The sequence below is a fragment of the Streptococcus sp. GS001 genome, from assembly GCF_021595565.1.
In the GTDB taxonomy this organism is placed as follows: Bacteria; Bacillota; Bacilli; order Lactobacillales; family Streptococcaceae; genus Streptococcus; species Streptococcus xiaochunlingii.
In genome coordinates this window covers 110,076-128,556 of record NZ_JACSYJ010000001.1, presented here as the reverse complement: position 1 = coordinate 128,556, position 18,481 = coordinate 110,076, and the positions used below count along the sequence as shown (strand labels likewise).

The 18,481-nt window shown below is 37.8% G+C and carries 21 protein-coding genes and 3 pseudogenes; 5 read left to right on the top strand and 19 right to left on the bottom strand.

Annotated features, from left to right (window positions below; all coding sequences use genetic code 11):
* Window positions 1-13 precede the first annotated feature (13 nt).
* The gene (locus H8S88_RS00600; protein ID WP_125334910.1) at window positions 14-199 is read right to left on the bottom strand and encodes a hypothetical protein; all 186 of its coding nucleotides are present in this window, start codon (window positions 197-199) and stop codon (window positions 14-16) included.
* A 480-nt stretch (window positions 200-679) separates the two neighbouring features.
* Between H8S88_RS00600 and H8S88_RS00595 the strand changes: the two genes are divergently transcribed.
* Window positions 680-883, top strand: a complete 204-nt coding sequence (locus tag H8S88_RS00595; RefSeq protein ID WP_125334912.1) for a CsbD family protein — start codon at window positions 680-682, stop codon at window positions 881-883.
* A gap of 297 nt (window positions 884-1,180) precedes the next feature.
* Here the strand turns inward: H8S88_RS00595 and H8S88_RS00590 are convergent, their stop codons facing one another.
* The 4 genes from H8S88_RS00590 to H8S88_RS00580 form a co-directional block, all read right to left on the bottom strand.
* Window positions 1,181-1,768 carry an SMI1/KNR4 family protein gene (locus H8S88_RS00590; protein ID WP_125334914.1) on the bottom strand — a complete coding sequence of 196 codons (588 nt, stop codon included), beginning with the start codon at window positions 1,766-1,768 and terminating at the stop codon, window positions 1,181-1,183.
* 299 nt (window positions 1,769-2,067) lie between these two features.
* Complete coding sequence (locus H8S88_RS09825) at window positions 2,068-2,202, bottom strand: hypothetical protein (RefSeq protein WP_268927054.1); 135 nt, start codon at window positions 2,200-2,202, stop codon at window positions 2,068-2,070.
* Between the two features lie 83 nt (window positions 2,203-2,285).
* The gene (locus H8S88_RS00585) at window positions 2,286-2,903 is read right to left on the bottom strand and encodes a CPBP family intramembrane glutamic endopeptidase (protein WP_125334916.1); all 618 of its coding nucleotides are present in this window, start codon (window positions 2,901-2,903) and stop codon (window positions 2,286-2,288) included.
* A gap of 586 nt (window positions 2,904-3,489) precedes the next feature.
* A complete protein-coding gene (locus H8S88_RS00580; protein WP_125334918.1) occupies window positions 3,490-4,701 on the bottom strand; it encodes a PIN-like domain-containing protein in 1,212 nt (403 codons plus the stop codon).
* A gap of 30 nt (window positions 4,702-4,731) precedes the next feature.
* Between H8S88_RS00580 and H8S88_RS00575 the strand changes: the two are divergent.
* Window positions 4,732-5,025 (top strand): annotated as a pseudogene (locus H8S88_RS00575) (tyrosine-type recombinase/integrase); the annotation flags it as partial.
* Between the two features lie 323 nt (window positions 5,026-5,348).
* Here the strand turns inward: H8S88_RS00575 and H8S88_RS00570 are convergent.
* The 8 genes and pseudogenes from H8S88_RS00570 to H8S88_RS00540 form a co-directional block, all read right to left on the bottom strand.
* On the bottom strand, window positions 5,349-5,633 hold the full coding sequence (locus H8S88_RS00570) for a hypothetical protein (RefSeq protein WP_014334291.1): 285 nt from the start codon (window positions 5,631-5,633) through the stop codon (window positions 5,349-5,351).
* A 69-nt stretch (window positions 5,634-5,702) separates the two neighbouring features.
* Window positions 5,703-5,837: a hypothetical protein gene (locus H8S88_RS09820; protein WP_000667627.1), complete on the bottom strand. Its 135-nt coding sequence runs from the start codon at window positions 5,835-5,837 to the stop codon at window positions 5,703-5,705.
* Between the two features lie 43 nt (window positions 5,838-5,880).
* Complete coding sequence (gene cadX / locus H8S88_RS00565; RefSeq protein WP_049528799.1) at window positions 5,881-6,219, bottom strand: Cd(II)/Zn(II)-sensing metalloregulatory transcriptional regulator CadX; 339 nt, start codon at window positions 6,217-6,219, stop codon at window positions 5,881-5,883.
* Between the two features lie 11 nt (window positions 6,220-6,230).
* Window positions 6,231-6,845 carry a CadD family cadmium resistance transporter gene (locus tag H8S88_RS00560; protein WP_002911684.1) on the bottom strand — a complete coding sequence of 205 codons (615 nt, stop codon included), beginning with the start codon at window positions 6,843-6,845 and terminating at the stop codon, window positions 6,231-6,233.
* A 299-nt stretch (window positions 6,846-7,144) separates the two neighbouring features.
* Entirely contained in the window at window positions 7,145-9,208 is a 2,064-nt protein-coding gene (locus H8S88_RS00555; RefSeq protein ID WP_002893754.1) for a heavy metal translocating P-type ATPase, read from the bottom strand.
* Window position 9,209: 1 nt separating this feature from the next.
* Complete coding sequence (locus tag H8S88_RS00550; protein ID WP_002893755.1) at window positions 9,210-9,488, bottom strand: DUF6110 family protein; 279 nt, start codon at window positions 9,486-9,488, stop codon at window positions 9,210-9,212.
* Between the two features lie 180 nt (window positions 9,489-9,668).
* Window positions 9,669-10,259, bottom strand: a pseudogene (locus tag H8S88_RS00545) (IS256 family transposase); the annotation flags it as partial.
* Between the two features lie 148 nt (window positions 10,260-10,407).
* Window positions 10,408-10,888, bottom strand: a pseudogene (locus H8S88_RS00540) (hypothetical protein); the annotation flags it as partial.
* Between the two features lie 350 nt (window positions 10,889-11,238).
* Between H8S88_RS00540 and H8S88_RS00530 the strand changes: the two are divergent.
* Window positions 11,239-11,847, top strand: a complete 609-nt coding sequence (locus tag H8S88_RS00530; RefSeq protein ID WP_002893760.1) for a DUF1269 domain-containing protein — start codon at window positions 11,239-11,241, stop codon at window positions 11,845-11,847.
* A 244-nt stretch (window positions 11,848-12,091) separates the two neighbouring features.
* The gene (locus tag H8S88_RS00525; RefSeq protein WP_002893762.1) at window positions 12,092-12,313 is read left to right on the top strand and encodes a tyrosine-type recombinase/integrase; all 222 of its coding nucleotides are present in this window, start codon (window positions 12,092-12,094) and stop codon (window positions 12,311-12,313) included.
* Window positions 12,314-12,422: 109 nt separating this feature from the next.
* Here the strand turns inward: H8S88_RS00525 and rpsI are convergent, their stop codons facing one another.
* The 5 genes from rpsI to rlmB form a co-directional block, all read right to left on the bottom strand.
* Window positions 12,423-12,815, bottom strand: coding sequence for a 30S ribosomal protein S9 (gene rpsI / locus H8S88_RS00520; protein ID WP_002893764.1), 393 nt, complete (start codon window positions 12,813-12,815; stop codon window positions 12,423-12,425).
* Window positions 12,816-12,833: 18 nt separating this feature from the next.
* A complete protein-coding gene (gene rplM, locus H8S88_RS00515; RefSeq protein WP_002876943.1) occupies window positions 12,834-13,280 on the bottom strand; it encodes a 50S ribosomal protein L13 in 447 nt (148 codons plus the stop codon).
* Between the two features lie 153 nt (window positions 13,281-13,433).
* On the bottom strand, window positions 13,434-14,297 hold the full coding sequence (locus H8S88_RS00510) for a DegV family protein (protein ID WP_236127812.1): 864 nt from the start codon (window positions 14,295-14,297) through the stop codon (window positions 13,434-13,436).
* Entirely contained in the window at window positions 14,294-14,809 is a 516-nt protein-coding gene (locus tag H8S88_RS00505) for an NYN domain-containing protein (RefSeq protein WP_129822478.1), read from the bottom strand. The genes H8S88_RS00510 and H8S88_RS00505 overlap by 4 nt, the downstream gene beginning before the upstream one ends.
* Window positions 14,810-14,838: 29 nt before the next feature.
* Window positions 14,839-15,567, bottom strand: coding sequence for a 23S rRNA (guanosine(2251)-2'-O)-methyltransferase RlmB (gene rlmB, locus H8S88_RS00500; protein WP_236127811.1), 729 nt, complete (start codon window positions 15,565-15,567; stop codon window positions 14,839-14,841).
* 104 nt (window positions 15,568-15,671) lie between these two features.
* Between rlmB and H8S88_RS00495 the strand changes: the two genes are divergently transcribed.
* Entirely contained in the window at window positions 15,672-16,637 is a 966-nt protein-coding gene (locus tag H8S88_RS00495; protein WP_236127810.1) for an aromatic acid exporter family protein, read from the top strand.
* Window positions 16,638-16,807: 170 nt separating this feature from the next.
* Here the strand turns inward: H8S88_RS00495 and H8S88_RS00490 are convergent, their stop codons facing one another.
* On the bottom strand, window positions 16,808-18,475 hold the full coding sequence (locus H8S88_RS00490) for an alpha-glucosidase (RefSeq protein ID WP_236127809.1): 1,668 nt from the start codon (window positions 18,473-18,475) through the stop codon (window positions 16,808-16,810).
* Between the last annotated feature and the right edge of the window lie 6 nt (window positions 18,476-18,481).

The window sequence follows — 18,481 nt, the reverse complement described above, 5'->3', positions numbered from 1 at the left end:
TAGCCGATACTCATTAAATTGCGAAGAAACTTCGCATTTCAAGTGGCGCAATCAACTTACGGAAGTATTCCCAACCATTCGGACCACCTGAAACTGGAGGCGGTCCCATATATATAGTATTAAAAACCCCACCACCTGCTACTGTTGAGAGAAAATCGCTATCTAAACTATCAAATTCTTCCAAAATCTTTGTATTCATTATGAATACCTCCTTATATTTATTAGATTAAAAAATATTGTCTAGTTGCAACTTTGACAATTTTAGTATAGCACACGAAAAATCTTTAAATCAACAAACTCCTAAATTGTCCCTTTTTGAACAGAAAGTGGCATCTTCTTTTGTTTTTTACTCCACTTTGCTAGGAGAAAACAGCCATTTAGATTTTCTAGCCTGACGATGCTACACTATATTATTCCTTAATCACCTGGACGATTTTATTTTGAAGTAGCGGAAGATCTATGCTTCTTCAATTAAAAACAAGGCAAGGACCTATTCATCCATCATTAGTTGCTATCTCATCATGACTCCTTCCCACTTTCAAAATACCGTAGCGAATATTTGACTTCCCATTTCAGAAGGCATATACTTATATTAATCTGAGCTAAATAGTTTTAATTTTTTAAATGAACTGTCTTGAATTCAGATTAATAAAACTATTTACTTAACGGAGGTGACACTATGTCATTAGAAGATAAATTAAACCAAGTTAAAGGTTCTGTTAAAGAAGGTCTCGGTAAAGTAACCGGTGATAAAAAAACAGAAGCTGAAGGCGTTGCTGAAAAAGTTGCATCAAAAGCAAAAGAAGTTGCTGAAGACGCAAAAGAAGCTGTCGAAGGAGCTATCAAGGGCGTGAAAAACATCCTTCACAAAGACGATAACTAATCGTTAACGTTCTAAAGCTACTCTATTTTCTACCGTCACGTTTGACTGTGGAAGATAGGGTGGTTTTTTGTTTATCTTTGATTTAGTTTGGGTATAGGAAAAAGCACCTCGAAAGGTGCTCTCTGTAAGTATAGTAATTCTTTTGAATGAACACTTAGAGTGCAGTGGTTGCCATCCAATTCAAACAACACTCGGGCTTTTACTGAAATTGAGCAAAGTAATTGCAGGTCCCTAAAACCATTTTACTTCATTCTCTCAAACCATTCTGAAACATTTGGGACAATATACTGCCCTCTTTCATACGATCACTTCCATTATCCCTTCGATCAGCTCCGTAAAACTTTCTGCCACATAGATAATTTCATCAGGGTCATGAATGTAGCAGATTATCTGCCCTTCTTGCCCTTCCTGGTCTGGATCAAAATCAAGCATGAGATAACAAGAATCGCAATACTCCGCGAAAGGAAGCCATTTTTTATTAAAAAGATAGGGTTTAACTCTGCTATCACGCATTTCTTCAACATCTTGGCTTGAAAAATAGTCAGGAAATTCCGTCAACAGAGCATCCCTATTTTGAAAAAATTTTTTTATCGACTCAATCTCTTGTAGGCTCATCAAAGAGAAAGCCATTTCTCTTTGGCCAATCACACAGGGTAGGACTGCTAAGAATTTACTGCCGTTTTTGTAACGATAGACTTCCTTAAGCTCATTTGGGAGAGAAATTCCAATTCTCTTCTCAAACTCCTGAATTTCCTCCTCAGATGCTCCAGAAATTTCCTGATAATCTTCTAGGTATCCTTCCTCTACAGGATCATCCAAACCCCAATCTTCAAAAGCTTCACAAATATAAGTTGCTATTTTCCTAACTTGGTTAACTATACACATAAGAACCTCCTTTTTTGATTTCTCTTACCCTTCGAATTTTCATCCCAAAATATGTTCAAAATATTGACAGACTTGCATCTTTACTTTTTCTAATATTATTTTTAGTATGGAATTGGATTTTTTTATTTCTTGATTAGATAAAGTCATTTCATCCGTTCGCTTTACTCAAGTTAACATTATAAACAATTTCTGCATTCGGACTGCCTTTGACATCCTTCACGACTCCTTTTAACTGACCATCTACTACTAATAATTCGATATTTTCATCTATAAGATCCTGTTTAGACAGTGTAACTTCATTATTCAGGAGGTATTTCCGTCATCGTAATCATCATATGACCAGTTATTTTTCCATTTTCCTCTTCAAACTTTTCAAGTACTCCTTGCTCACGGAGGATATTTTCTATTTTGAAGAACATTTCTTTAGCTGCCAACATTACTCCAGTCATATTTATTAGTGGTCTCTTGAGCAAAACCTTACATAAAAATACAAATAAAAAACAATTAGAATACATAATTAAAAATCTATTACAGCCAAAAAATTAGCAAGCATGTGAATTAGTACAGAGTATTCTATCCTTTTAGTTCTATAATAAATGTAAGACATTATACCGCCTAACAAACTATACAGTAAAATCGATCTAATAAAAATTCCAATACTAGGTTCGTTCATACAATGCACAAAACCAAACAATATATTTGATATGATGAAACCTTTCCTGCTCATATTATAGCAATAATTCATTATTGCACCACGAAAAGTTAATTCCTCTAAAACTGGTCCTACGAAAATTGCATAAAAATTGAATAACTCTACGCCCATAATATCTTTTAAAATTTGTAATAACGCATCATTTTGGGTATCTCCAAAAATGCCTACATACAAATGAACTATGAGTCTTAACAAAACAGCGAATGCTAAGCAATAAAATACTTTGTTCCACTCTAGTTTCTGAATACGATTAATGACATTATGTTTTATGCTTATTTTATAAGAGAAATATAATGTAAAAAATAAGAAAAGTACAAATAGCAACCTAGCATAGACTAATGAAATATCTTTCAAAATAAAACAACAAATCGGTAAATTTGAGAGTAAAAATAACTGCCCAGTCACTTTATATTTTTCTTTCATTTTTAACTACCTCCAATAAACCATTTTTAATATTTCAATCATTGCTTAATTCACTTAATTATTTTTCTGAAACTTAAAGCGGAAATGCTGAGATTCTTTGCATATACTTGTTCTGACATTTTATCTTTCCTAAAAATCCTCCTATCTTAAGAAAGAAACACAGATATCTTACAATATTAACCTCCCCAATAATCAAGTAAGCGCTTTTACATTTTTATTGTAACTAACTATTTTTATTTTTTCAAATAATTATATGCAATTCCCAATTTGTAAAATTAAAGTAGACAAAAAAAGACATCCAAGAGAATACTCTTGAATGTCTGTAAACGTTGATATAATCGTATTGATTAACGTTTTGAGAATTGTGATGCTTTACGAGCTTTCTTAAGACCTGGTTTGGCTAACCTAATAACTAAGTTCTTTCAATTGCCTTTAATCAAATCATTTTTAACTACCAAATATTTACTAGTTCTCAACTAATTTCAACTATTTTCATCTAAATAGGGCAAATTTTTCTACAAAAACAACCAAAACGAGTCAGCTTTATCAGTAATTTGCCCTAAATGATGAAATTTTATTATTAAATTCATTGAATATTTTTTTCTTGATAACTATTTATTATGTCTTTAATAATATGTCTTGGTAATTTACTGTAATAACCATCTAACATTTTCTTCAAAATTTCTTCTTTTAACATTTTTTCTACATCAGGATTCTTTAGTAGGGATATGAGTTCAAGCAGTTCAACTTCATCAATATCAATGTTAGCTAACCTATTTTCTGAATCAATATAATATACAACACTCGAGTTGTTTGACTCATTTCTTGCTCGTACATCTTTTTCTGCTTTATCTAAAATCCATTTTGGAAACGTAACAACATACTTCTTTTCTTCCTGAGCCTCTATCCTATCAATTTCATCTTCTGATAACTCTGTAATCATGTTTACGAGTGTAGTATTGTTTAATATATATAATTTTTTTCTACTACACATATATAATTCATTCATCAAGAAAATACTTGGACCAACTTTCATATTTGAAGTTTTATAAATTAAATCACTTTTTTTATTTGATTCTCCGTCATTAGTAATAAAGATAACTTTATCACCACGAGGTTGTTCCGTTGCTTTTTTTAATATATCCTTCCAAATAATTAAATCACCATATTTTTGATGATAAGATATGCCATTATATTTTCTTATTCCATCTTTATTTTCGTCATCAAATCCCGGTGGAATAGCTTCTGCAAAACGTTTTTCTCCTTCTTTCTCTATTTCATATATCCATTCCTGCTCATACATATCTCCAATAGAATCAGAAATAATATTAAGTAACTCTTTATAAACTTCATCTTCTTTATCAGTAATTTCATCTCTTACAAATGAACTCACCTTAGTCAAAAAATCATCAGTAAAAAGCTCCAAATTCCCAACCAAATGTTTTAGTTTACCATTTTCAATATCCATTTTAATTAAATCAGTATTCTGTACACTTGATTTTAATTGATTCAATGCAGATTCAACTTGTTTAAAGTATGAGTCTGCATTTCTCTTTTTAGTTTTCTTTTTATTACTTTTATTGAAATGAAATTCAAGAGCGACTAAATAAGGTATGTAAAGATTTCTCTTTATTGATTTTAATGAATCCACATACTTAGTAGCTATATCAATTGGCAACTCTAAAATCTGTAATAAAAAATTTGTATCAACTACAATTAAATTATTTTCATCTTTTATATCAGTTGTTTCTAGTTTCTCTTGGTGAAATTCTGGGAACATTTCAATTACTTTTTTCATATATATTTACCTCAATTACTTATATAGTTTATTATAACAAATATAGATACGAAAGGTAATGTAAATAGCCCTCTACATGTTGATTATCTCAATAACAAAATGAACTCCGTAAAAAGGCGACACCCAAAGTTAAAACACGCTACACCGCATAAATTGCGACATACAGGAGCGACACTTGCTAAGAAAGCTGGCATGAGCTTAGAAGCTATCTCAGAAGCATTAACCCATAGTGATACGATTACAACCAAGACTTATATCAATACTTCAAACGTTGTTCCCCTATCTGCTGGACATGTCGCCTATCAACACATTAAAAATGAATAGTGCAAATTTAGGGCAAATTTTATGGCAAATTCTCGTAGAAAGCATAGAAAAAAGCACCCATGAGATAAACTCTTGAGTGCTTTGAAACGTTGATATAATCGTATTGATTAACGTTTTGAGAATTGTGATGCTTTACGAGCTTTCTTAAGACCTGGTTTGGAAAGTATGGATTTCAGTTGGACTAAAAACAGCGTAATATCAAGGATTTTCTGAACAATATCTACTTTTTAATTTCATAAAATCTGAATCAATATTTTTAAAATAGGGGAATAGTTTAGGTCTCTAAGCATTAAAATAATACACCTAACTTTGGTCACCGTTTTTTAGTTATTCACTCTTTTTTCGGATAGTGTTTTTAAAGTTATGATGTAAAATGCCGCAATTAAAACACTATACATCATAATCGGAGGATAGAGAATTAAGGATAGAATCAATCCCACTCCTTTAATTATTAGGTCAGGTATCAATAACTTCCTATATTGTGCGGTAGCTTCAAGTAATTCTTTCTGATCTATATTGGGTTTATCAATTACTTTATGTAAAAACCAGTTTGCTACCGTTGAAACAATAACGATCAGTCCATAAAAGAGCTGTGCCGTATGATTCATGAAATGACTACTAACTATTCCAGTAGCATAGGGCATAAATGAAACAAAAAATAAAAGATACAAATTCTTTCAAATTTCTTCCTTTTCAACTTGGCTAACTTGACCTGCATTACCTAGGTCGCTTTGCTTTAAATTATACTTTTTTCTTAAACATTTGATACGAGTAGGTATTTCTTGTGAGTAATTTTCATCAAAAAATTTCATATATAATCTCCCTATAATCATGGAAAAGTAGTAAAAATAGTTGTTATCCTAGTTGATTAAAAAAATCTCTGATTTCCTCATCCTTTATAAAATAATATATAATTTTCCCCTCTCTTCTAGTGTCCAAGATGTTTTGATTGGCTAGTTTACGAAGATGGTGGGAGGCAGATGCCATACTGAGATTTAGTAAACAGGCTATATCACAGACACAGAGTTCTTCAACAGCAAGGAGATAAAAGATGATATTTATCTGTTTATTATCGGTAAATTTTGATAAAATGCGAAGTGATTTTTGGACTTTTTCCTTTCCAAGGTAGTTCGTTGCGGTTGTAACATTTTGTTGATTAATAACATCCACTTGACAGATACTATCTTTTTTCATAATTTTTTCTCCTAGCCTAACACAGCCCATAGCATGTCAAAGCTGTTGTTTTCAATCAGGATATACATCCCCAATCCTAAATAGACAACGGCAATAAACCATCTGCTATATTTTTCCAAAGTTTCTCCAACAGAAGGGACTTGTGCTAATTTTTGGGCAGAAAAAACCAAGAGATAAATCATGACTAGAAAAGTAAGTAAAGTCACTATCAAATTCGCTAAATTTAAGGTGGTAAAATATGGGACAAAGACACCAATATTGTCAGCGCCACAACTTGCAAAAGTAATCATAGCGACTAGAAAAATCAGGTTTTTATTGTCTTTTCGCAAACCATCTTTTGCAATAGCTTCTCCATCAGAATCTCCTAAAAGCAAAACTTTGAGGCCTAGGAAAATTGGAATCAAACCGAGTAAACCTAAAATCTCTTTACTAGGAATATAATTTAAGACAAATGCAAAAAGCAAACTTAGGAATATTAGACTAACAGAGCCTAGAAATTGTCCTAAATAGATGTTAATGATGTCCTTTCTGCTTTTTCTTTTGGCAAAAAATAACATTAGGATAATAAGTAAGTCTACGGCTGTCCCAGAATACAGGATTATTGAAGTAACAATATTTTGAATCATAAAACACCTTATTCAAATATATTTTTGAATGTATTCTAACATTAAACTTTGTAGATGTCAACTTAAAATCCACCAATTAATAATTGCATGTCAATATTTGTATTGTGAAACTAGTTTCAGAAATATATAGTCTTAAAGTATGTCCACTGCCAATGGTTTTTTCAATATTTAAAAGGAGAGAACCAATTTGGTCCTCTCCAGGGTATAATTTTCCATCAACCCACTACAGTTGACAAAGAGCCGTTATTCTCAAATGAGACAACTCCTTTTAGTTTTTATAACCTCAGCTTCTCGGTCTCTTACCTACTTTTAATAGAAAGACTACGAAGGACGATTCTTAAAGTAGTCAGATTGTGCAATATCGAAAGATTAGATGGGCTTAACCAATTTAACAACCCAAATCCAATTAAACTTCCATTTATTACAACTGTTTCTTGAATATTTCTTTGAATTAATTTCTGCAACGATTCAGATAAAGAATTCAATTCCTCGAAGAAATCTAAACGATTATCTAATAATAAAATATCACTCATCTGCTTAGAAATATCAGCACTTTCATTCATCACAACCCCAATATCTGCAAGCGTCAAGGCAGCAGAGTCGTTTAACCCGTCTCCAACCATCAAAATAGTTCGGCCAGCTTTCTGTAATTCCTGAACCAACTGAAACTTACCATCTGGTTTTAAATCAGTATAAACGTTGTCAAATGGCAGATCTTTAACCAACTCTTCTGTTCTAGCCAACGTATCACCAGTTGCCAGAATCAGTTTTTTCCCTTGGCGCTTTAGCTTTTTCAATGCAACTTTCGCCTCGCTTCTCAAGGGAGTGTGGATACAAAACATCCCAATTAATTCTTTCTTATAAGCCAAAAACAATAAATTGTAATGAGTCTTATATTGCTCAATCAAGGCCAGCTGCTCAGAACTAATTCTTACCTGTTCGTCTTGCATTAGTACATAATTTCCAATGACAACCGATTGACCATCAATTTGCGATTTAATCCCTTTGCTTGCAACATACTGAAGCTTGCCATGCATTTCTTCGTGTTCAATGCCTTCAATTTCAGCTTGTTTAACAATTGCATTGGCAATAGGATGATAGATATGTTCCTCCAAACATGCACTTATTCTTAAAATATCTTTCTCAGTATAATCTCCGAAAGGAAGAACCTTTTCAACCAAAGGATAACTCGTCGTGATGGTACCCGTTTTATCAAACAAGAAAGTATCCACTTCCAGATATTTTTCTAATACATCACCATCTTTAATAACCATTTCTCGATTTAGACCTTCCTTTATGGCCGTAAGGTAGGCTACAGGTGTGGATATTTTTAGAGCACATGAAAAATCCACCAATAAAAAGGAAATGGCTTTTGAAAACGAACCTGTTAACAGATAAGTCAAACCAGCACCTAAGAAGTTATATTTTACAACCTTGTCTGCCATCCTAATAAAATGACGTTGTTTTGTCTTCTTACTCTCTTCAGATTTTTTCATCAGATTGATGAGTTGCAAAATACGACTGTTTATCTGATTATCAGTCACACGAATTCTTAACTCTCCTGTTTCCAAAACAGTATTCGCACATACAGAATCTCCCTCTTTCTTTTCAACAGGGAAGCTCTCTCCAGTCAAGGAACTCTCATTGACCATGCCTAATCCTGAAACCACTTGGCCGTCAAACAAGATTTCATTCCCTTGGGAGACAACTAATACATCACCTACTTGAACATCAGAACTCTTGATGCTGATGACCATGTCTCCCCGCACTAAGAAAACATCACTTTCTTTAGCAAGAAGGCTTTGTTCCAAATCTGTTGCTGTTTTTTTTAAAGACCACTGATCCAGATGATTACCCAAATCAAGCATAAACATGATGTTGCTAGCTGTCTTGGATTGGTTCATAAACAAGGACAACAAAATGGCCGAACAGTCCAAGACCTCCATGGTTAGTTCCTTGCGCGCTAAAGTTTGATAGGCTTCTTTGACATAACCCAAAGCCTGATAACAAGTCCAAATATAACGAATAGGGTAGGGTACAAAACTTCGAAACAGCAAACGCTTAATCGCTGCACCCGATACAATTGAATAAGCACTCTCTTCTCTACGAATGGGAAGAGTCATCAAGTCCGAAACTTTCCCCTTGTCAATTTTTTTTAAAAAGGCCTCTGCATTTTCTAATACAGAGAAGCCTTCTTTCATACGTAGAGTAAAGTGCTGCTGATCCATATAAAACTGAATAGAGTCGATCCCTTTTTCATCTTTAGCCAAGGAACGAAGATAATCTTGAATATCCAAGGTCAGTGAAAACGAGGACGATAATCGGATATGTTGATATCCTCTGTGTAGCACTTTAAAAGACATATTATTCACCTGTCAGGCTATCTAATTGTTCTTCTTTCTTTTCCTGTTCGTATAAATATTTAGCGTCTTGTAAAACATCATCACCGTGTTGTTTTACAACAGAAACAGATGCATCCAGTCCATCTTTCAATTTGTAAGCTTTAGCCAAGGCCTTAGAATAGCCTTTCTTAGCTTCTTTACTTGCTAAGACTTTCAAGCCAAGCGTCCCAAATGCTACCCCTCCTAAGAAGAGAGATGATTTTTTCGCAACTTTTGCGACGTTTAATACTTCTTTTAACATGTTTATTTCCTCCTTGTAACTATTGTAGCGAAAAATGACAGCAAAAGCAATTGCTGATATCTGATATATAGATAAAATTCTCTATACTGATATTTAATTATATTATGATGAAAACAATATACTTTATTTTTTGATACTGTCAATAATTATGTGTAAACACTTAAGTAGAGTTACGGAGTGTTAATTAAATAAGCTTTCAAGTGTATCAGAACATTGACCAAACCCTTTATGGATTCGTTGACTTTGCTTGAAATTATAATCTTCAAACAACGTAACTAAGTAACGTTCCAGAGCCTCCTCATTAGGAAAAAGAACCTTCTTTTTCGTTTGATGTTTGATTTCTTTGTTAAGAGACTCAATGAGGTTTGTCGAATACATGCTGTGCCAAATCTGGTAGGGAAACTGATAAAAAGTTAAAAGATTATCCGTCTTCTCCAGACTTTCCATGACTTTCCTATACTTTGGTTTCTATTCGGCGAGAAAGTCCTCTAAAGCTTGTCCTGCCATTTCTAAATTTTCAGCACGATAAATCATTATAAATTGCCCCAGAATAACCGCTCTATCTGCTCGTTTCACTTTACTAGCTAGATTTCGACTAATATGAATTAAGCAACATTGTTGTTTAGCTAATGGGTGAGCCTGACTGATAATCTGCTCAAGCCCCTTAAAGCCATCTGTAACTACAAGAGAAATCTGTTGGATTCCTTGGTTTTGAAGCTTGTCTAACAGGGTGGACCAAGAAGCATTGTTTTCTTGAGGCAACTGTGCATAGCATATCTCTATGCGACTAAAGTCGCTAGAGCTATCCTAATTGCGCACCGCCAGTTCTCATAGAAAAAAACACCTTGCAAGATGCAAAGTGTTTTCGTTTGTATTCTGCTGTCCAGCAACGAATTAACGTTTAGAGAACTGGCTAGCTTTACGAGCCTTTTTCAAGCCTGTTTTCTAGTATTTTTATATCTACTGGCAGATTATCCGACTTATCCCCATCAACATCTGACTCTAACTCAACCTCTGAAGAAATCCTAATATTGCGTACTTTGATATATTCGATATTATTGTTACCTACTAGATCCCCTTTTTAATAAATCTGGGATAGCCGATAATTTAGAAATGATGGATGAATCCTTTAAAATCAAGATATTTCCATATTCATCTGTTTTTTCATCAAATAGTTATTTGTCTGCATAGTAATTGGATAGAAGAACTAAGACCTGAGTAGCTTCACCTTCATAATTGCCATTTTCGCTTTCAAAAGGTAATAATTGCTTGTTCATAGCTTGGCGAATCAGTTGCACCAGCCAAATTAATTGTCTTGACCGACGAATAAAGCGACTTCTTTCAAGGATTCGACCATAAGGAAACAGTTGGCAGATTCTATAAAAGTGTCGATGTGATTCGGCACGCTCATCAGACTCGCTACACAGAGCTGGTACATAATATCTGCTATAATTTTCTGGAAGATTTGGTCAAGCGGTCTTTTAGCCGTGTGACAGGCATACAGGAAAAACACTATTTATTTACTTTTTGCACGGGAGGCTTTAAGATGTTGCTGGACGCCTTTCTTGATAATCACTCAGAGTCGCCAGAGTGTCTGGGCTGGGATATGGCAAAGATATACCGCTGCCTGAAACTGTTCTTTGACGCTGATAAACGCGACATATCAATTAAAATGTCGCACTAAAATGATTGAAAAGTGATTGAAACTGTATTATAATGAAGGTGTATATTTAGAAAAGAGGTACTAACTATGGAAAACCTAGTAGTTTCAGTCTTTAACACTGAAAGCGAAGCTTATCAGTCCTTTGCGGATTTGAAGGCTTTCCGCCAAACTCAGACGACCAAGGTTGCTCAAATCGCCTTGGTCAAAAATGAAAACGGTCACATCGTTGAAAAAGAACGCTATGACTTTGAAGATTCAACGACGGATGCAACTCTAGAAGGTGGCTTGCTCGGTGCAGTTATCGGGCTTTTGGGTGGTCCTATCGGCGTCTTGTTTGGTTATGGTATTGGCAGCCTCTATGGTTTGGCTGCTGGTGATACCGTTGATACGGCAGAAGCTGGCTTGATTGACGTTGTGTCTCAAAAATTGATCGACGGCGAAACAGCCGTTGTCGCCTTGGTGCAAGAAAACAACGAAGCAGTCATCGATGCTTACTTCACCAAGTACGACACCCAAATCGTGCGTTGGGATGTAGCAACCGTCGTAGCCGAAATCGAAGCAGCTCTGCAAGTCCAAGAAGACCTCTACAACCAGGCACGTGCACAAATGAAGGCTGAACGTAAAGCCGAACGCAAGGCTAAACTTGAAGAATTCAAGGCAAATGTCAAAGCAAAATTTGACAAATTGAAAGCCTAACGTCTAAGCGTCTCATAAATTTAAATGTGACTGAGACGCCATTTAAAATTTATGTGCGTCGGATTCTCACAGTTAAATAATTGCGTTGACAAAGCCGTTACAGCCGTTCTTCCATTCTTTGAAAAGAATGTTTAATAGACAAGAAATCTGGACTAGTATTGGTCTGGATTTTTTTGTGAATATAGAGGTCATAGCTTTTTGACTATGCTTCGTTATAATTAGAAAAATTTTAAGTTTTATCAAGATGAAATCAGTCAGACGAAGACATCCCGAATTAGCACCAGCATCACCACACAAACTAAGACATACTGGTGCTACTCTTGCTAAACAAGCAGGTGTTTCTCTTGAAGCCTTCTCAGAAGCTCTTACTCATAGTGATAAAGAGATTACAAAAACTTACGTTAATATCAAAGATAAAGTCAATCAGACTGTAGGTGATATTGCTTTTCGTAGTTTAAAAAATTGATGGGGTGAATATGGGGTGAATTTTGGGGTGAACTTTGATTTTTTGAAACAAAAAAGACATCCAAGAAATAATTCTTGAATGTCTGTAAACGTTGATATAATCGTATTGATTAACGTTTTGAGAATTGTGATGCTTTACGAGCTTTCTTAAGACCTGGTTTCTTACGTTCAACTTTACGTGAGTCACGTGTAAGAAGTCCTGCGCGTTTCAATGAATCGCGGAAGTCTGGGTCTACTTGAAGAAGGGCACGAGCGATACCATGACGGATAGCTCCTGCTTGACCAGCGTATCCACCACCTACAACGTTAACGAAAACGTCGTATGAACCTGCAGTTGAAGTAACTGCGAATGGTTGGTTAATTACAAGACGAAGGTCAGCGTGTGGGATGTACTCTTCAACATCTTTTTTGTTAACAGTGATTTTACCAGTTCCTGGAACAAGGCGAACGCGTGCAACAGCGTTTTTACGACGTCCAGTACCTGCATATTGTGCTTGTGACATACTTTATTGTTCCTTTCCTTAGATAAGTCCTGAAATATCAAGAACTTCTGGTTGTTGTGCAGCGTGAGTGTGCTCAGCTCCAACGAATACTTTCAATTTCATACCTTGAGCGCGGCCAAGAGTATTGTGTGGAAGCATACCTTTAACTGATTTCTCGATCAAACGTACTGCATTTTTAGAACGAAGTTCACCAGCAGAGATTGATTTCAATCCACCTGGGTGGTTTGAGTGAGTGTAGTAGATCTTATCAGTTGCTTTTTTACCAGTCAATTTAACTTTTTCAGCATTGATAACGATTACGAAGTCACCTGTATCAGTGTGTGGTGTGAATGTTGGTTTGTTTTTTCCGCGAAGCACGCTAGCAACAACTGCTGAAAGGCGTCCAAGAGGTACATCAGTTGCGTCAACAACGTACCATTTGCGTTCTACTTGGCCTGGTTTAGCCATGAATGTAGTTTTGTTCATGATTTCTCCTATTATGAATATCGTTTTTGTTTACAGGGCGGATGTTCCGGTCCGCAAGTTATTTGAAAGGTTCCGGGGCCTTACAAATGGGGTAAACAATACCGCCTACTATTGTATCAAATTTTTCAGATAAAAGTCAACCGATTTGAAAAATTATTTGCGATTTTCTTTTCCTATAACAAAGCCGATGAGAGAATTAGGACCGACGTGGGCAGCAATGACTGGCCCTAGTGGCATGATCAAGACTTGGGAGATAGCTGGATTCTCCAACAATTGAGCCTTGAGCTCTTCTGCTCCTGCCAAATCATCTGTATAGGAAACCAAGGCTGTGCTGTGACCGATATCTTCCTGGATGAGGGTGAGCATTTCCCGCATGGCTTTTTTACGTCCACGTACCTTAGCGATTGGAGCTAACTTGCCTTCTTCATCAATCCAAAGAAGGGGTTTGATATTAACCAAACTTCCGACGATGGCTGAACTCTTAGAAAGGCGTCCCCCGCGCATAAGATGGTAGAGATCATCCACCAAGAAATAGGTCCGCAACTTAGGAGCGATTTCCATCAGTTCTTCCTTAACTTGATCCAAACTCTTGCCGGCATCACGCGCCTCAACTGCTAGCATAGACAAGTAGCCTTCTCCAATCCCTGCAGCTTTTGGATCGATGATTTCGATGACGGCTTCTGGGTAGTCTTCAAGGACCAAGTCTCTTGCCATGACCGCACTCTGGTAGGTCCCTGACAAGACTGAAGAAAAGGCGATATAAAGGAGATCTTCCTTGCCTTGAGCGAAGCCTTTGAAAATCTCTTGGAACTGTCCAACATTGACCTGACTGGTCGTTGGTTTAGCACCCTTTTGCATCTCTGCTAATAATTGGGGGCTGGTCAGTTTATCTGGACCTACTGTCTCATAATGGGTTCCATCAATTTGGATAGACAAACCGACGATCTCTACACCATGCTCCTTTGCCCATGTTTCATCTAAATCTGCAGTTGAATCTGTTAAAATTTTAAAGGTCATTTACTTGCTCCCATCTCTTTTTGTAGTTGACGTAGGCCCTCTTGGTCAAAAGGCCGTATCGGTGGTTTTTGATCGTTGACGACTCCTCGCGCTTGGTTCAAGTCGGCTTTGACAACAGCGACCCGTTTCTCCAACTCCCGCGCTGAAACACGGAGCGCTCCTTGAGCAAAGACCGTCCATTGCTCATTCAAGTCACTCGTCGCGACTGATACTTGGTGGAGGGGGGTATTGAGCTCTGCTGCCAAGCGTTCAATGTAGTCATCGGCGGTCTCCTCCTCCGCTGTGAAAACCACTTGGACCTGAAATTCTTCGTAGGTCTGGCGAATCCCCGGCATGTATTGGGCATCAAAGACACAAATCACGCGAATGCCTTCAAAGCTGGCATAGTGGCTAAGCTTCTCTAAGAGGATCGTTCGTGCAGCATCTAGCTCACTCTTCTTAAAGAGCTGGCGGGTTTCTTGCCAGAAGGCAATCATGTTGTAGCCGTCCACTAACAAAATTTTTTCTTTCATGGATTGCCCCCTTCCTTTGATTTCTTCTATTATAATTTATTGCGAAAGACCTCATACATAAGGATCGCTGCTGCGACACTGGCATTCAAACTTTGGACATGCCCCTGCATAGGAATAGTAATCATTTCATCCACTTGCTTTTTAATATTGGCTGAAATGCCCTTGCCTTCGTTGCCAATAATGAGGGCTAGCTTCCCACTGGTATTCCATTTGTGAGAAGGCGTCCCATTCATATCGGTTCCGAAAATCCAGAAGCCTGCTTCTTTGAGCTTATCCAAGGTTTGGCTAAGGTTGGTCACCCGAGCAATAGGGACATGCTCCACTGCCCCAGTTGAGGTCTTAGCGACAACAGGGGTCACTCCAACAGCACGGTGCTTGGGAATGATGACTCCCGCTACTTGGGTCGCATCAGCTGTTCGCAGGATGGATCCCAAGTTATGCGGATCAGTCAAGCCATCCAAAATCAAGAGCAAGGGATTGTCTTGATCAGCTACCTGGGTCAAGATCTCAGTCAAGTCCGTATAGGTAAATTCCGAAACCCGCAAGACAAAACCTTGGTGGACAGCTCCTTCTGTCATTTCTTGCAAGGTTTTCTTAGGGGTCCAAGAAATGGAGACCTTTTTTTCCGCTGCTAGATCTTTGATTTTTTCTACATTTTTCCCACGCAAATCATCCTGAATATACAATTTATTTCCTGTATTTGCGACTAGTGCTTCTGTAACGGCATGAACGCCATAAACAATATCGTTTTTTTTCATGAAACTAGTATAACACAATTGCCATATCTGGTGAAACATTTGGAGTAGGCCACTTTGCTTGTGGTATAATGAAACTAGTTTAGAAAAAGGAAAGAATCAGCATTATGCCACTTATTCACCGAACCATCAAGATGGTTCTCGCCACCTGTTTGGCCATCTTGCTTTCAGAGTTTTTGGGTCTGTCCTACGCCATCTCTGCGGGGATCATTGCCATTCTCAGCATTAGCGATACCCGTCGAAGCACCGCCAAACTAGCCTATAATCGCTTTATGTCCATGCTTCTTGCCCTCCTCCTTGGAAGCTTAGCCTTTCAGATTCTCAGCTTCAATCTCTGGGCCCTTGGTCTTTATCTGGCCACCTATGTCCCCCTTGCTTTCCTACAAGGCTGGGAAATTGGTATCACGCCCAGCTCTGTCCTGGTTACCCATCTCCTGCTAGAAAAATCCACTTCCCTTTCTTTATTGGGAAATGAAGTATCTATTTTCCTAATCGGAACCAGCTTTGCCCTCCTAGCCAATCTCTATATGCCTTCTCGACAGGAAGAAATTGATCGCTATCATGAAATTGTCGAGGAGCAACTCAAGAAGATTCTCTATCGCTTTGCAGAGTTTCTAGGAAAAGGAGATGGGAGCAACGATGCTAGCTTGATTCGTGAGCTAGATACCATCTTAAAAGAAGCTCTCGATTTAGTCTATTTAGACCACTCCAATCACCTCTTCCATCAGACCAACTACCATATCCATTATTTTGAGATGCGCAAGCACCAAAATAATATCCTGCGGGACATGGCCAACAACGTAAACAACTGTCAATTAGCCGCGAGCGAGAGTCTTATTTTGGCCCAACTCTTTGCTAAAACAGCCAGCCAGCTCAGTCAGGAAAATCCAGCCCAATTCCTACTTGACGAAATCAACCGCTATCTAGCAGTCTTCCGCGAGCGACCTCTCCCTCGATCTCGTCAAGAATTTGAAACCCGAGCGACCCTTCTGCAACTCCTCCGAGATCTTGAAACCTTTATCTCCATCAAGGTGGAATTCTATCAAACCTACCAAAAGGAGCTTCAAGCATAAACCCTTCTTTAAAGACTGGGAAGATTTTCCCAGCTCTTTTTCTTTGCCATCAATCTGTAACAAATTTCAAGAGAAAAACTTCCTCCTCTTGAAAAAGAAAGAAGTTGAGTAAGTTCCAGGTGTAGACTTGGATGACATGAAAAGAACCTTCGCAGACGCGAAGGTTCTTTCTATTCTGCTAATTCTAGCACGACAGTTTGGTAAGGGGCCAATTCTAATACTTGGTCTCCTTCTTGGAATAGTCCTGCGACATTGTTTAAAATAACCGTTTTAATCGGAGCTGGCAGCTCCAAGGTGGCCTGGCGATTTTGGAAATTGCTGATCACCAAAAGACGCTTGTCCCCACGGCGTTCGAAGGCGATGATGTTTTCACGGTCCCGATAAGCTGGAATCATATCTCCGAAACGGATGGTATTCCCATAGAGGGGATGGCGATACAAGGCCGTCAACTTGCGGTAATAATTCAAGATGGAATTTGGATCCTTTTCCTGGTCTTCCACATTAATAGAATAGTCTGGTTTGGGACTGATCAACCAAGCTGGCCCATCACTAAAGCCCAGTCCTGGTTCTGCTGACCATTGCATGGGTGTTCGCGCATTGTCTCGACTGTATTTGGCAATCGCTGCTAAGGCTTCTTCCTCGCTCAGACCAGCTTCTTTCGCAACATGGTAGCCATTGATGGTCGCGATATCATCAAAATCCTCCACCGATTCAAAGACTTGGTTTTCCATCCCAATTTCTTGGCCTTGGTAGATAAAAGGAATTCCCTTGCGCAAAACCTGAATGGTTCCTAGGGCTTTTTTACTGGTATCGTTTACTGGACCTTCTGCAATATAATGGGACACCCCACGAGGCTCATCGTGATTTTCGATAATGGTCGAGAGGACCCCAATACTATCTCCACGCTCATGGGCTTGGAAAATACTTTCCTTGAGTTCATCTGCTGTCGGAAGACTATGGTCAAACCAGCCTTTTCCTTCTTGCCCCAGCATGGTTTGTTTGAAGTCAAAGATGGAAGAGAAGACGCCATCTTTTCCAATGAAGAAATGTAGTTCATCATCGGTTTCATTGAAAACTTCCCCTACTGTGAAGGCATTATACTTGGCAAAAGTCCGCTCCTTTAACTCTTGCAAGAAAGGTTCAATCGGTTGGGCATTGACCAGCGATTCCGGCACTGGGACCAGGCCATTATCACGATCGGACGGAAGCGAACGCCATTCTAGGTCTTTTTTGATATTGATGATAGCGTCAATCCGGAATCCCGCAATTCCCTTGTCCAACCACCAGTTGATCATCTTATAAATCTCTTCGCGCAAGACAGGATTTTGCCAATTGAGATCCGGCTGATCCTTGTGGAAAGAATGGAGATAGTATTTGTTGGTACCAGGAACCGGTTCCCAGACACTGCCTCCAAAGTAACTTTCCCAGTTGTTGGGTTCCTTGTCGCTTTCGATGAAGTAAAAGTAGTCCGCATAAGGGCCATCTGGATCCGCTAGAGCTTTTTGGAACCACTCATGATGACTGGAGCAATGATTGACCACCAAGTCCATGATGATGGCAATGCCTCGCTTCTTGCCTTCCGCAATCAACTCTTCCATATCTTCCATGGCTCCAAAAAGGGGATCAATGGCATAATAGTCAGAAATATCATAACCCTGGTCAATAAAAGGACTCTTGTAAACAGGAGATAGCCAGAGAATATCAATCCCTAAGTCTTGAAGGTAATCGAGTTTCTCCGTGATGCCTTTCAAATCCCCAACACCATCACCATTGCTGTCTTTGAAGCTTTTTGGGTAGATCTGATAAGCGACCTTCCCCTTCCACCAGTCTTTTTCCATGTTTTG